This window comes from Maricaulis virginensis, assembly GCF_027922185.1.
Taxonomy (GTDB): Bacteria; Pseudomonadota; Alphaproteobacteria; order Caulobacterales; family Maricaulaceae; genus Maricaulis; species Maricaulis virginensis.
In genome coordinates, this window is record NZ_BSFE01000012.1 from 70166 (window position 1) to 83908 (window position 13743).

Genomic DNA, 13743 nt, shown 5'->3' on the forward strand with positions numbered 1-13743 from the left:
CTAGTCGTGCCGCGGGCCGCCGTCACGCCTTCTTCACCAGCGATTTTAGCGCATAGACAAGGTCCAGCGCCTCGCGCGGCGTCAGCGTATCCGGGTCGATCCCGTCCAGCCGCTTTTCCACTTCCGACGGCTCGATGATCGGCGCCTGTTCCGGCTCGGCCACGGCAAAGAGCGGCAGGGTGTCGAGCGCTGCGGCAGGAGCCCCGTCGGACTCCAGCCGCTTGAGGATGGATCTGGCCCGGCTGATCGCCTTGCGCGGCAGACCGGCCCGGCGTGCCACCTCGATGCCGTAGGAGCGGTCGGCCGCCCCGGCCCCGACCTCGTGCAGAAAGACCAGCTCGCCCTTCCATTCCTTGGCCTTGAGGGACACGTTTCCGGCCGCATCGAGATCCTCGGCGAGGCGCGTCAGCTCGTGATAATGCGTCGCGAAGAGCGCGCGGCAGCGATTGATCTCGTGCAGATGTTCCGCCGCCGCCCAGGCAATGGACAGCCCGTCAAAGGTCGCCGTGCCGCGGCCGATCTCGTCGAGGATGACAAAGCTGCGCGGTGTCGCCTGGTTCAGGATCGCCGCCGTCTCGATCATCTCGGCCATGAAGGTCGAGCGGCCACGCGCCAGATCGTCGGCCGCCCCGACGCGGGAATAGAGCCGGTCGGCGACGCCGATCTCGGCCCGCTCCGCCGGGACATAGCAGCCGGCCTGGGCCAGCATCAGGATCAGGGCATTCTGGCGCAGGAAGGTCGATTTACCCGCCATGTTGGGGCCGGTAACGAAGGTCAGACGGGCCGCATTTTCCCCCGATCCCTCCAGCTGGCAGGAATTGGGGGTGAAACGCCCTTCACCGGATTTCGCCAGCGCGCGCTCGACCACGGGATGCCTGCCGCCATCGACAGAAAACGTAAATGAATCGTTAATTTGTGGGCGGCACGCCCCGGCCTCTTCGGCCCATTCGGCGAGCGCGGACGACACATCAAATTCTGCCAGAGCAGCCGTCGCGACGCGGATAAAGCCTGCCAGCGCCTCCACACGGTCACGCAGTGCGGAAAATGTCTCGATCTCCATCGCCAGCGCCCGCTCGCCGGCACTCGCGATCTTCGATTCCAGCTCCGCCAGCTCGGTCGTGGTGAAGCGGACCGCATTCGCCATGGTCTGGCGGTGGATGAAAGTGTCGTCGCCCATCAGCGCATCGGCATGACGTGCGGTCACCTCGACGAAATAGCCCAGCACATTATTGTGCTTCACCTTCAGGCTCGAAACGCCGGTCGCCCCGGCATAGGTCTGCTGCAGACCGGCGACGATGCGGCGCGAAGCGTCGCGCAATTGCCGCGTCTCGTCCAGTTCCGGCATCCAGCCTTCAGCGACGAACCCGCCATCGCGCGCCAGCAGTGGCGGCTCGTCGACAATCGCCCGGTCGAGATCCCCGACCAGGGCTGCAAGCTCCGGCTTGTCGGCCAGGGTCAGCGCCGCGATCCCGTCGGCGATACGTTGCGGCGGCCGGTCGAGCCGGGCGTCCAGCAGGTGCGCGGCGATCGCCTCGCCCTCCTGCAGCGCGCCGCTCAGCGCCTTGAGGTCCCGCGGACCGCCACGGCCGACGAGCAGGCGCGACAGGCCGCGCTCGGCATCGCCGGCGGATTTCAGACGATCGCGCAATTGCCGGCGCAGCCCGGCCTCGCGCTCGAACCAGGCGACGGCATCCAGCCGCGCCTCGATCGCCGCGACATCGGTCAGGGGACGCGCCAGCCGGTCGGCCAGCGCCCGCGCACCCGGCGCGGTGACAGTGCGGTCGATTGCGCCGAGCAGCGAACCCTGGCGGTCACCGGACAGGGTGCGATCGATCTCCAGGCTGGCCCGGGTCGCCGGATCGATGGCCAGGACACTGCCCTCTCGCGTCTGGCGCGGCGGCGACAGCTTGGCCGGAGCACCGGCCTGGGACAGGGCGAGATAGTCCAGCAGCGCCCCCAGCGCGGCGCGCTCGGCCTTCGAGAAATCCCCGAACGCGGTCAGCTCCTGCACCTCGAACTGGGCCTTGAGCTGCCGCTCCGCTGAAGCGACATCGAACTTGGCCCGCGGCAAAGGCGTGAGCGTGGTGCGTGGCAGAAGGCCCGCCGCCTCACAGAACCGGCTCTCCTCGACCAGCAGCTCGGCCGGGTTCATCGCCGCCAGCTCGGCCGTCAGGGCGTCCCCGGAAACGGCGCAAACCGCAAACTCGCCGGTCGAGATATCCGCCCAGGCGATGGCGTTCTCGCCGGTCGCCAGTTGGGCCAGGGCGGCAATCCGGTTGGCCGAACGCGGATCGAGCAGGCTGTCCTCGGTCAGCGTTCCCGGCGTGACGATACGGGTGATGGCCCGCTGCACCACCGCCTTGGATCCGCGCGCCTTGGCCGCCTTGGGATCCTCGATCTGCTCGCCCACGGCGACCTTGAAGCCCGCCTTGATCAGACGCGCCAGATAGGCCTCGGCCGTGGCTGCCGGCACGCCGCACATCGGGATCGGCTCGCCCTGGTGCTCGCCGCGCTTGGTCAGCGCGATATCCAGCGCCGCCGCCGCCCGCACCGCATCGTCGAAGAAGAGCTCGTAGAAATCGCCCATGCGATAGAAGAGCAGGGCATCGCCCGGCGCCTGCGACCGCAGGGCCAGGAATTGCTCCATCATCGGCGTGGCGCCCTCGGCCGAGGGGAAGGCACGATCGGCGGGCATGGGAAGGCTGGACAGGGAATTCATCGGCGCAGACGGTGGCGAGGTTTCACCTTGCGTGCAAGGGTGTGAAGCGGCTAGAGCCCATACGATTGTCCATAATCAAAATAAAGCAGGGAAAACGGGGATGAACGACAGAACCAGCCACGTCGAGGACGAAGAAGCGCTCGCCTTTCACAAGGAGCCCGTTCCCGGCAAGCTCGCCCTGTCTCCGACCAAGCCGATGGCGACGCAGCGCGATCTCTCGCTGGCCTATTCGCCGGGCGTGGCTGCGCCGGTGAAGGCGATCGCGGAGAATCCCGACGCGGTCTACGACTACACCTCCAAGGGCAATATGGTCGCCGTGATCTCCAACGGCACGGCTATTCTCGGCCTGGGCGATCTGGGCGCCATGGCGTCCAAGCCCGTGATGGAAGGCAAGGCGGTGCTGTTCAAGCGCTTTGCCGATATCGACGCGATGGACATCGAGGTCGAGGAAACCGATGCCGATGCCTTCATCGAATGCGTCAAGCGGATCGGCAACACGTTCGGCGGCATCAATCTGGAAGACATCAAGGCGCCGGAAAGCTTCATCATCGAACAGCGCCTGCGCGAACTGCTCGACGTACCGGTCTTCCATGACGACCAGCACGGCACGGCCATCATCTCCGTCGCCGGCATCATCAATGCCTGTGACATCACCGGCCGCAAGATCAGCGATCTGAAAGTCGTGGTGAACGGCGCCGGTGCGGCCGGCATCGCCGTGCTCGAACTTCTCAAGGCGATGGGCGTCAAGCACGAGAACGCGCTGCTGTGCGACTCCAAGGGCGTCATCCACACCGGGCGCGACGGGCTGAACCAGTGGAAAGCGGCGCATGCCGCCGACACGGATCGCCGCTCGCTGGCCGAGGCGCTGGACGGCGCCGACTGCTTCCTGGGCCTGTCGGTCGCCGGCGCGGTGACCCAGGACATGGTCAAGGCGATGGCCAAGGACCCGATCATCTTCGCGATGGCCAATCCGGATCCCGAGATCAGGCCGGAAGACGTGCGTGCCGTGCGCGACGATGCCATCATCGCCACCGGCCGGTCGGACTATCCCAACCAGGTCAATAATGTCCTCGGCTTCCCCTACATCTTCCGCGGCGCCCTCGATGCGCGTGCCCGCACGATCAATGAAGAAATGAAGATCGCCGCGGCCCGCGCCCTGGCTGCGCTGGCGCGCGAGGATGTGCCCGACGAGGTGGCCGCCGCCTATCACGGCTCGCGCCCGTCATTCGGCCGCGACTACATCATCCCCTCGCCCTTCGATCCGCGGCTGATCCACTATGTGCCGCCCTATGTCGCCCAGGCCGCAATGGATACCGGCGTCGCACGCAAGCCGATCGCCGACATGACCGCCTACCGGGCCTCGCTGGCCCGGCGCCTCGACCCGACCGCTGCCCTGCTGCAGCGTATCCAGGGCGCGGTGATGGGCCATGGCCGCCGCATCGTCTTTGCCGAAGGCGAGGAGCCGTCGGTGATCCGCGCCGCCTATGCCTTCCAGAACCAGGAGCTGGGCAAGGCCATCCTGGTCGGCCGCGAAGAGATCACCCGCGCCAACATGCGCCAGGTCGGTGTGCCGGAAGACGCGATCGAGATCGTCAATGCCCGCCTCTCGGACCGCAATGCGATCTATGCGGACTTCCTGTACGAACGCCTGCAGCGCAAGGGCTATCTGCGCCGCGACGTGCAGCGCCTGGTCAATAATGACCGCAATGTCTTCTCCGCCTGCATGGTGAAGCTGGGCGATGCCGACGGCATGGTGACGGGCACGACCCGCTCCTATGCCGCAGCGCTGAGCGATGTCGGCCTGGTGCTCGATCCGGCGCCGGGACAGCGCGTGATGGGCATGTCGATCGCCCTGGCCAAGGGCCGCACGCTGTTCATCGCCGACACCAATATCGCCGAGTTCCCCGACAGCGAGGCGCTGGCCGATATCGCCACGGAAACCGCGGCGGCGGCCAAGGGCTTCGGCTTCACCCCGCGCGTCGCCTTCCTGTCCTATTCCACCTTCGGCAATCCGCAGGGCCAGCGGTCCGACAAGCTGCAGGAGGCTGTGCGCCTGCTCGACGAGCGCGGCGTGAACTTCGAATACGAGGGCGAGATGAATGTCGATGTGGCGCTCGACCCGTCACACCGCTTCCTCTACCCGTTCTCGCGCCTGAAGGGTCCGGCCAATGTGCTGATCATGCCGGCCATCCACGCCGCCTCCATCGCCACCAAACTGCTGCGCGTAGCCGGCGGCGCGACCGTGATCGGTCCGATGCTGGTCGGTGTCGAAAAACCCGTGCAGATCGCCCGTCTCGGCGCCTCGGTCAGCGAGATCACGACGCTGGCGGCCCTGGCCGCCTATGACCCGGAAAAGCACGAGGTGGAGAGTACGCTGGCGGAGTAGGGCTACTCCGCCTCCACCGTCTCGCGTTCGGCGAACTTCTCCTCGCCGCGTGCGCCGGGCGGTCCGCGGAAGGCGACAAACACCAGCAAGGCGGCGGCGGGCAGGGTCCACGCCGCTGTCAGCACGAAGAACATCACCCAGCCGACCGCATCCGCCAGCACGCCGGAAAAGCCTGACAGGAATTTCGCGAACAGGGCGTAGAAGGAGCTGAGCAGCGCATACTGGGTCGCCGCATTCGCCGGATCGACCAGGCTGGAAAGATAGGCAATGAAGACGGTGGTGACGAAACCGCCGGCCAGATTGTCGCCGACGATGGCGATGGCCAGTTTCCAGGCATCGTCAGGCTGTGCGGTCGCGGCCAGCCAGGCATAGGCGCCATTGGTCACGAAGGTGATGCCCAGGCCGACCATCAAGGCCCGCATCATGCCGATGCGATAGGCCACCACACCGCCGAGAAACAGCCCGAAAAGCGTTGACGCGAGCCCCGGCCCGCCCTGGATGCCGCCAACAACTGCACGGTCGAATTCCAGGTCCGAATAGAGCGGGGCGGCCATCACACCCATGGTGAAATCGCTCATCCGGTATAGCGAGATCAGTGCGAAGACAGGGATGATCCACCATCCCAGCCGGCCGAAAATGGCCTTGAAGGGCTCATAGACGGCCTTGGCGACCTTCAGCCCGAAACCGCCCTCCAGCTCACGCTTTCCAGCGCCGGCCCTGGGCTCCTTCATCGCGAAGACGAGCCCGGCGGAGACGAGCATGGCACCGGCCATGGCGAGGAAGGACACGTCCCAGTCAGCCCACTCGGAAATGGCGAGGCCCAGGCCGGATGTCATGTAGGCGATGCGGTAACCGAAGGAGTAGGCCGCCGCCATGTTGGCCTGCATGTCATTGGGCGCGGACTCGATCCGCCAGGCGTCGATGGCCACGTCAAGCGTGGCGCCCGAATAGGCCAGCAAGAGCGCGGCAATGGCGACCGGGACAAGGCTGACCAGAGGGTCGGTCTGCGAGATGATGACCAGCGCGATCACCGTTCCGGATATCGCCGTGACAATCCAGGAGCGGCGCGCGCCGAGCAGGCTGTGCAGCACCGGTATCTTCACCCGGTCAACGACCGGTGCCCACAGCCATTTCAGCGTGTAGGACAGGGTGACGAAGTAGAAGAAGCCGATCGTCGAGCGTTCTATACCGGCGTCGCGCAGCCAGTAGGACAGTTTCTGGAACACCATGTAGAGCGGCAGGCCCGACGCGAAGCCCAGGATCAGCATGGAGATCATGACCGGGGTGAAGTAGACGGTGAGCGTCTTGAGCCAGGTGGTGCGGCCAGCCGCACCGATCTCCGCATTGCTGTCGGCCATGTCCCTGAAACTCCAGCGGGTTGAGATCAGCCCATGCTGGCCCGCTTTTGCCGTCCGCACAAGTTAACGAGGACGGCGGTGAGGCGGTCGGGGTCGAGGGGTTTGGAGAGGAATTCGTCCATTCCGGCGCCCAGGCACAGCTTGCGGTCGCTTTCCGAGGCATTGGCGGTAAGTGCGATCAGCGGCAGGGTGAGCCCGGCTTCGCGCGCCTTGCGGGCAACATCCGGTCCGTCGCGCTTGGGCATGCGCTGATCGAGCAGGGCGGCGTCGAATTCCTGCACCGCCAGCGCCTCGCTGGCGGCCTCGCCATCGGTCACGAGCGTGACGGCAATGCCCAGGCTTTCCAGGCATTTGCGGGCAATGAGAGCATTGACCGGATCGTCTTCGGCGACCAGCAGGCTGAGTCCGGAGACATCGGGCTGTACGGACGGCCGCCGGGGTGCTTCGGTGTCCGGCGCGTCCTCCCGGCCCGTCAACCGGTCGATCAGGGTTGCCGGGCGGACCGGTTTGACCAACCAGCCCTCACCCGGGCCGGCCGTTTCGATGACCGCCGCCTTCTGGTCCGGCGCGACGAGGTGCCAGGTCCGCACGACGCCGGTTTCGGCAGCGGCCGCCGCCCAGACCGGATCGACAAGAAGCTCCCGGCCATCGGCCTCCGCGGCGAGCATGTCGGGCGAGTCGATTGCCAGCGCGTCGGCGCCGAGCGCCTGCAGCTGGTCGCACAGGCTCGTGCGCAGAATGGCATTGGGCGCCGCGACCGCGACCCGATGGCCCGTCAGCGGCTGTGCATCCATCACCGCCTCGACGGGCAGGTCGAAAACGACCCAGAATTTCGCGCCTTCGCCCAGGCGGCTTTCCAGGCCCATCGTGCTGTCCATCGCCTCAACGAGGCGGCGCACCATGGCGAGACCCAGACCGGCGCCGCCTTCGGCGCCGTCACGCTCCGCGGCGCCGCGCTCGAAATGCTCGAACAGGGTCTGCTGATCGGCTTCGGCAATGCCGGGCCCGGTATCGCTGACGGAGAGCGCCAGACGCACCGCGCCGTCGGCGCCGGGTGTGCCGGTAATATCGACCCGCACACCGCCGGACCGGGTGAATTTCACCGCATTGCCGATCAGGTTGAACAGGATCTGGCGCAGGCGGGCGGCATCGCCGATGACACGCACCGGTGCACCGGCGGCCTGGACGACCCCGATCTCCAGCCCCTTCTCCCGCGCCCGCGGCGCTGCGAGTTCGACGGTTTCTCGCACCAGCTCGACCACGTCGACCGGTTCGGGACGCAGATCGAGCTTGCCGGCCTCGAGGCGCGACAGATCGAGAATATCGTCCACCATCGCCAGCGCATGGTCGGCCGATGTGGCAATCGAGCGGACATAGTCGGCCTGGTCCGGACGCAAGGGTGTGGCTTCCAGCAGGCGGGCGACGCCGAGCGCGCCAGCCAGCGGCGTACGCAGCTCGTGGGTAACAGCGGCGAAGAAGAGGGATTTGGCGCGCTGGGATGCTTCCAGATCGTCATGCGCCTCGCGCCGGCGGGTGACGTCACGGCCGACGGAGATGACCCCGCCATCGTCGGGAAGCAGACGCTCGTCCCATTCGATCCAGAGCGGACCGGAGCGCGTGCGCATCAGCATTTCATAGCGGCGCTGACCGGCGGTCGAGACCGGCGGCGCCACGGAAAACCAACGGCCGACCCAGTCGGTGCGCTCGCCGCCAAACGCCGTGAGAAAGGCGGCATTGACGTAGAGCACGCGGCCGCTATGGCCGCGCACCAACATCAGCTCACCTGCCGCATCCAGCGCTGTCAGAAGAACGGCATCAAGGGCGGGCTCGATATGAAGACGGCGCGGCCCGGACTCTCTGGCGTGGCCGGCGTGGTCGACGCCTCGGCCGGCGAGATGCGTGACAGGGTCCGTGTCCGGGTCCGGCACGCGATCCGGCGCCCGGTCCGGGCTTTTATCCGCGTCATGGTGTCCTGTATCACCGCGCGCCGTATCAGGGTGACCCGTGACATCGTGATCCGTGACATCGTGATCCGTGCCACCGCACCCGGCATCAGCACGACCGGCATCGCTTCGAACGGCCGCCTGCCGTGCTGCCGGGCCCGTCGGACGGACGATTTCAGCACGCCGGCGCATGGGGTCAGGCGCAGACGCTCGCGCAGCCCCGGCGCCCGCGCACCGGTCTGCGTCGTCCTGCCTGTCACCCTCGCCCGCGGCGCCGGTGCGGGAGCCGTCCCGCGGCGCGCCGGACGGGAGCCCGGAGGATCCATCTTTGCCGTCCCGTTTCATGCCGTCCTGTCTAGCAGGGGACGGTTAACGAAGCGTCGTGACCGCCCCCGCCCGCGCACACCGCAAGGCCGGGCGCAGCGCAACACCGGGCGCAACCCGGCAGCGGCAGGAGGTTGCGCCGCGCCGGATCGCGCCCGGGCCTCCGGAGCCCGGTTTCAGGAGCCGCTCACAGCTCCGCCCTCAGCCTGCCCGCAGATAGACCGGGCGCAGCACAACGGCCTGCATGGCCATGCCGCCTACTGCGCGGCGAGCGCTACACCCGCAGACATCTGCGTCGCCTCGAACAGGCCGCGCCGGCAGGACAGCGCTTCGGCGATATGGATGCGACGCACGCCTTCCTGGCCCTCCAGGTCGGCAATGGTGCGGGCGACGCGCAAGACGCGATGATAGGAGCGGGCGGTGAGATTGTGCGCTGTGGCCGCCTCGTTGAGCAGGGCCTCGCCCGGCCGGTCCGGCGTGGCGACATGATCGAGAATGTCCGTTGGCAGATGCGCGTTGAGATAACCGCGTGCCGCCTGGATCTCGCGGGCCCGGGCGACGCGCCGGGCAGCCTCCGCCGTGCCTTCGGCCGGCGGCGGGAGGGCCAGATCGGCGGGCGTGACCGCGGGAACATGGATCTGCAGATCGATCCGGTCGAGCATCGGACCGGAGATGCGTGCCTGATAATCGCGCGCGCAGCGCGGACCGCGGCGGCAACCGGTACCGCCATCCCCGCCACCGCCGCAACGACAGGGATTCATGGCAGCAACCAGTTGAAAACGCGCCGGGTAGACGATGTGGGCATTGGCCCGGGCGACGGTGATCGAGCCGGTTTCCAGGGGCTGGCGCAGGCTGTCGAGCACCTGGGGATGGAATTCCGGCAACTCGTCGAGAAACAGCACGCCGCGATGGGCGAGCGAAGCCTCGCCCGGCCGGGCGCGCATGCCCCCGCCGACCATCGCCGCCATCGAAGCGGAGTGATGCGGCGAGCGGAAGGGCCGTGTCCGTGTCAGCCGCCCGCGCTCGAGCAGGCCGGCGACCGAGTGGATCATCGAGACGTCGAGCAGTTCCTCCGGTGCCAGGGCGGGCAGAAGGCCCGGCAGGCGCTCGGCCATCATCGACTTGCCCGATCCCGGCGGCCCGACCATGAGGAGATTGTGATGTCCGGCCGCAGCGATCTCCAGCGCACGCTTGGCCGCTTCCTGGCCGCGGACCTGGGCGAGGTCTGGACCCGTGCCGGTATCGAGCAATTCACCTGGCACCGGGCGGGCGAGCACCTGGGTGCCCTTGAAGTGATTGATCAGCTGGATCAGCGTCGCGGGCGCGAGAATGGCCAGGTCACCCCCGGCCCAGGCCGCTTCGGCACCGCACGCCTCCGGACAGATCAGCGACAGGCCGGCCGCATTGGCGGCCACCGCAGCGGGCAGCGCACCCGGCGCCGAGCGGATGCGCGCATCGGCCCCCAGCTCGCCGAACACCAGGTGTCCTTCGACGGCATCCTTGGGCAGTATGCCCATTTCCGCGAGCACGCTGACGGCGATCGGCAGGTCAAAATGCGCACCCTCCTTGGGGCGGTCGGCCGGCGCGAGATTGACGATCAGCCGCTTGGACGGCAGCGACAGCCCCAGCGCCGCAAAAGCCGCACGTACCCGCTCCCGGCTTTCCGTGACCGCCTTGTCGCCCAGACCGACGACGGAAAAGATCGGCTGCTGGCCGCCTGCTACCTGGACTTGTACGTCAACCAGGCCCGCCTCGGCCCCGTCGAACGCCACCGATGTCGTTCGAGCCGCCATGATTTCTCCCTGACGTACCGGGAAATTGAATCGCTGAGCAGCCGCATGCGTCGCAGAATGCCGCTCACCGTGCCTTTCTGCCACAGTCGCCCAGCGACCGCCCTAAAGGCCCATCATGACAAGGTTTTCCACAGACCCTGTCCACACCCGGATCAAAACAGGAACACAGAGTGAACGAAGAATCAGAACACGTCAAGCGTGTATTCTAGGCGGCCAGCCGGTTCTCGACGCAATCCCAGAAAATGGCGCAGGTATCGATGCCGGAGAAGCGCTTGAGCTCCTGCACGCCGGTCGGCGAGGTGACGTTTATTTCCGTCATCCGGCCGCCGATCACATCGATCCCGACCAGCACCAGGTCCCGCTCGCGCAGGACCGGGCCGATCACGTCGCAGATGGCGCGATCGGCATCATCGAGCTCGGAAGCCTCGGCCACACCGCCGACATGCATGTTCGAGCGGGTCTCGCCCTTCTGCGGTACGCGATTGATCGCGCCCACAGGCTCGCCATCGACAAGGAGAACGCGCTTGTCGCCCTTCTCGACCGCCGGCAGGAAGGCCTGGGCGACGACCGGTTCACGCGACTGGGCAAAGAACATTTCCAGCAGCGAGGAGAAATTGCCGTCGCCGGGGCGCAGCCGGAACACGCCGGCGCCGCCATTGCCGTAGAGCGGCTTGATGATGATGTCGGAATGGGTGTCGCGGAAAGCCCGCAACGCACCGGTATCGCGCGAGATCAGCGTCGGCGGGATCAGATCCGGGAACATCAGCGGCAGGATCTTTTCCGGGCTCGAACGCACCCAGGCCGGGTCGTTCAGCACGAGGGTCCGGCCCTTGAGGAATTCCAGGATGTGCGCGGCGGTCTGGTAGGCCATGTCAAAGGGCGGGTCCTGGCGCATCAGGACGACATCGACATCCTCGGCCAGGTCCAGCATGACCGGTTCGCCGAGATCGGCATGATTGCCCTGCTGGTGCCGCACGGTCACGGGACGCGCCCGCGCCAGCACACGGCCCTGCAGCCAGACCAGCTGGTCGGGATGATAGACGAAGAGCTCGGCGCCGCGGGCCTGGGCCTCTTCCATCAGGGCGAAAGTGGTGTCTGCATCCACATTCACCGTCTCGATCGGGTCCATCTGGACCGCAACGCGCATGGTCATCAACGTGTCTCCGGGGCGCCCAGCAATTGCGGACCGGAGTTAGGGGTTTGCGCCGCCGGATCAAGGGCCGGGCGGGCTTCCCCCTCACACACTTCCGCGCGGCGCTCACCGCGGGCGGGCAGATCGGTGGGCACACCATCGATGCGCACATAGGTGATCACTTCTTCCACACCCTCGACCAGCGAGGCATGGCCGGAGGCGCGCTCGAGCTCGGCCCGGTTGCGGGCAACGCCGAGCAGGTAGACATGGCCGTCGCGGGTCTCGACATTGAAATTGATCGAGCGGACGTTCCGGTCGGCCGCGAGACGCGCATTGACCCGCGCCGTGATCTGGCCGTCGCGGACCCGGTTGCGGAAACCGTCTCCCGGACCGATCTCCAGCTCGTTGGCGACATTGCGCACGGCCACCGACGACCAGGCCAGGCATTCCGCCATGCGGCGGTCGGCCTCGCGCGGCACGGCGCCGGTCAGAAGGGCAATCCCCTCTGTGACTTCCACATCGACCCCGTCGAGCGCATAGCCCTCGGTGCGCAGCATCGCGGCCTTGATCGAGACGGACGCGTTCGTGTCGTCCAGCTGGCGGCCGATCGAGCGCTCCTCCTGCACCGTTGAACAGGCGGTCAACAGGGCGAGGGCAGGCAGGGCCAGAATGCGGAACATGGGGACGCTCTCCAGTCGAATCGTGCGGTTCACTCTACGCGATGGGACGCGCAAGACCACGTCCCGGTTCCCGGCCCGGCTGCACGCCGTTGCCGCCGATCGGATTCAGATCAGGCTGACCGCGCCATCGCCGGGGACCCAGGCGGCGCGATGATGCACCGGAAGCCGGCCCGGCGCGACCAGAAACAGATCATAGCGCACAAACAGCCGCCGGAAGCGGGCATCGTGCCGGGCAAGCCAGAGGCTGGCTGCCCGTTCGATGCGCTGGCGCTGGCGCGGACCGACGGAGTCGCGCGCCTCGGCGACAGACGGACGCAGCTTGACCTCGATGAAGGCGATGTATTCGCCGCGACAGGCAACGAGATCGATCTCGCCGGCCGGCGTACGGGCGCGGCGGTCGAGCAGGCGATAGCCCTTGGCCGCCAGCCAGGCCATGGCCAGCCATTCGGCCCAGCGGCCGCGCGCTTCCGCTGCCTGCCGGGCCCGGCTCACCCCTTGTCCCGCAGCGCCAGGGCGCGGGCATAGACGTCGCGCCTGGCCCAGCCGGATTGGGCGGCGATCTCGGCCGCGGCATCCTTGACCCGCATCTCCGCGAGCACGCGTTTCAGCGCCGCATCGATGCGCGCCTCGTCCCAGCCGGTCTCGCTGGGCGGGCCGATCACGATCACCACCTCGCCGCGCGGCGGCCCGGCCTCGGCATAGTGTTCGGCCAGTCCGGCAAGCGTGCCGCGACGCGCCTCCTCGTGCAGTTTGGTCAGCTCGCGGCAGACGGCGGCAGGCCGGTCACCCAGCACCTTCGCCATGCTCGCGAGAGAGGCCGGCAGACGCGATGCGCCTTCATAGACAACCAGACTGCCCGGCGACCGGCCCATTTCCGCCAGCCAGGTCTCGCGGGCTCCGGTCTTGGGCGGCGGAAAACCGGCAAAGGTGAAACAGTCGGTCGGCAGGCCGGCAATCGCCAGCGCCGCCAGAACCGCGGACGCGCCGGGGATCGCGATCACTTTGTGGCCGGCCGCAATGACCTCGCGCGCCAGCTTGAAACCCGGATCGGAAACGAGGGGCGTGCCCGCATCGGAGACCAGCGCGATCCGCTTGCCCGCTTCCAGCGCCGCCAGGATGTGCGGCCGGACCTTCTCGCCATTGTGGTCGTGATAGGGCTGCAGTTCGGCCCGGATCCCGTAGGCATCGAGCAGGCGGCGGGAGACACGGGTATCCTCGGCCAGAACCGTATCGGCGGCGGCAAGCACGTCGAGCGCACGCAGGGTGATGTCACGCAGATTCCCGATCGGGGTGGAAACCAGGTAGAGACCCGGCTCCAGTGCTTGCCCCTTTCCACCCGGCCAGATAGCTTCGCGAGAAATTTCACCGGGTAGTCCGCTCATGCCGTCCGTCATTCTTTCGCGTTTTC

At 67.5% G+C, this 13743-nt stretch carries 9 protein-coding genes; 1 reads left to right on the plus strand and 8 read right to left on the minus strand.

What is annotated here, in order from left to right; genetic code table 11:
- Positions 1–22 precede the first annotated feature (22 nt).
- Complete coding sequence (mutS, locus tag PKE71_RS15895) at positions 23–2719, minus strand: DNA mismatch repair protein MutS (protein ID WP_373878826.1); 2697 nt, start codon at positions 2717–2719, stop codon at positions 23–25.
- A 100-nt stretch (positions 2720–2819) separates the two neighbouring features.
- Here mutS and PKE71_RS15900 point away from each other — a divergent pair, with 100 nt between their 5' ends.
- Complete coding sequence (locus PKE71_RS15900) at positions 2820–5105, plus strand: NADP-dependent malic enzyme (RefSeq protein WP_271187987.1); 2286 nt, start codon at positions 2820–2822, stop codon at positions 5103–5105.
- Between the two features lie 2 nt (positions 5106–5107).
- Here the strand turns inward: PKE71_RS15900 and PKE71_RS15905 are convergent, their stop codons facing one another.
- The 7 genes from PKE71_RS15905 to rsmI all read right to left on the minus strand — a co-directional run bounded on the left by PKE71_RS15905 (position 5108) and on the right by rsmI (position 13717).
- Entirely contained in the window at positions 5108–6463 is a 1356-nt protein-coding gene (locus PKE71_RS15905; RefSeq protein ID WP_271187988.1) for an AmpG family muropeptide MFS transporter, read from the minus strand.
- Between the two features lie 26 nt (positions 6464–6489).
- Positions 6490–8391: an ATP-binding protein gene (locus PKE71_RS15910; RefSeq protein ID WP_271187989.1), complete on the minus strand. Its 1902-nt coding sequence runs from the start codon at positions 8389–8391 to the stop codon at positions 6490–6492.
- A gap of 596 nt (positions 8392–8987) precedes the next feature.
- Positions 8988–10523 carry a YifB family Mg chelatase-like AAA ATPase gene (locus PKE71_RS15915; protein ID WP_271187990.1) on the minus strand — a complete coding sequence of 512 codons (1536 nt, stop codon included), beginning with the start codon at positions 10521–10523 and terminating at the stop codon, positions 8988–8990.
- Positions 10524–10728: 205 nt separating this feature from the next.
- Positions 10729–11676, minus strand: a complete 948-nt coding sequence (gshB, locus tag PKE71_RS15920; RefSeq protein ID WP_271187991.1) for a glutathione synthase — start codon at positions 11674–11676, stop codon at positions 10729–10731.
- Complete coding sequence (locus PKE71_RS15925; RefSeq protein ID WP_271187992.1) at positions 11676–12335, minus strand: BON domain-containing protein; 660 nt, start codon at positions 12333–12335, stop codon at positions 11676–11678. The genes gshB and PKE71_RS15925 overlap by 1 nt, the downstream gene beginning before the upstream one ends.
- 105 nt (positions 12336–12440) lie before the next feature.
- A complete protein-coding gene (locus PKE71_RS15930; protein ID WP_271187993.1) occupies positions 12441–12827 on the minus strand; it encodes a YraN family protein in 387 nt (128 codons plus the stop codon).
- Positions 12824–13717 carry a 16S rRNA (cytidine(1402)-2'-O)-methyltransferase gene (gene rsmI, locus PKE71_RS15935; RefSeq protein WP_271187994.1) on the minus strand — a complete coding sequence of 298 codons (894 nt, stop codon included), beginning with the start codon at positions 13715–13717 and terminating at the stop codon, positions 12824–12826. Before rsmI ends, PKE71_RS15930 begins: the two co-directional genes overlap by 4 nt.
- Between the last annotated feature and the right edge of the window lie 26 nt (positions 13718–13743).

What these genes read in the sequence shown, in the direction of transcription:
- PKE71_RS15915 (WP_271187990.1), bottom strand. Translation starts at nt 10,523, where the DNA reads ATGGCGGCTCGAACGACATCGGTGGCGTTCGACGGGGCCGAGGCGGGC.
- PKE71_RS15925 (WP_271187992.1), bottom strand. Translation starts at nt 12,335, where the DNA reads ATGTTCCGCATTCTGGCCCTGCCTGCCCTCGCCCTGTTGACCGCCTGT.
- rsmI (WP_271187994.1), bottom strand. Translation starts at nt 13,717, where the DNA reads ATGAGCGGACTACCCGGTGAAATTTCTCGCGAAGCTATCTGGCCGGGT.
- gshB (WP_271187991.1), bottom strand. Translation starts at nt 11,676, where the DNA reads ATGACCATGCGCGTTGCGGTCCAGATGGACCCGATCGAGACGGTGAAT.
- mutS (WP_373878826.1), bottom strand. Translation starts at nt 2,719, where the DNA reads ATGAATTCCCTGTCCAGCCTTCCCATGCCCGCCGATCGTGCCTTCCCC.
- PKE71_RS15900 (WP_271187987.1), top strand. Translation starts at nt 2,820, where the DNA reads ATGAACGACAGAACCAGCCACGTCGAGGACGAAGAAGCGCTCGCCTTT.
- PKE71_RS15905 (WP_271187988.1), bottom strand. Translation starts at nt 6,463, where the DNA reads ATGGCCGACAGCAATGCGGAGATCGGTGCGGCTGGCCGCACCACCTGG.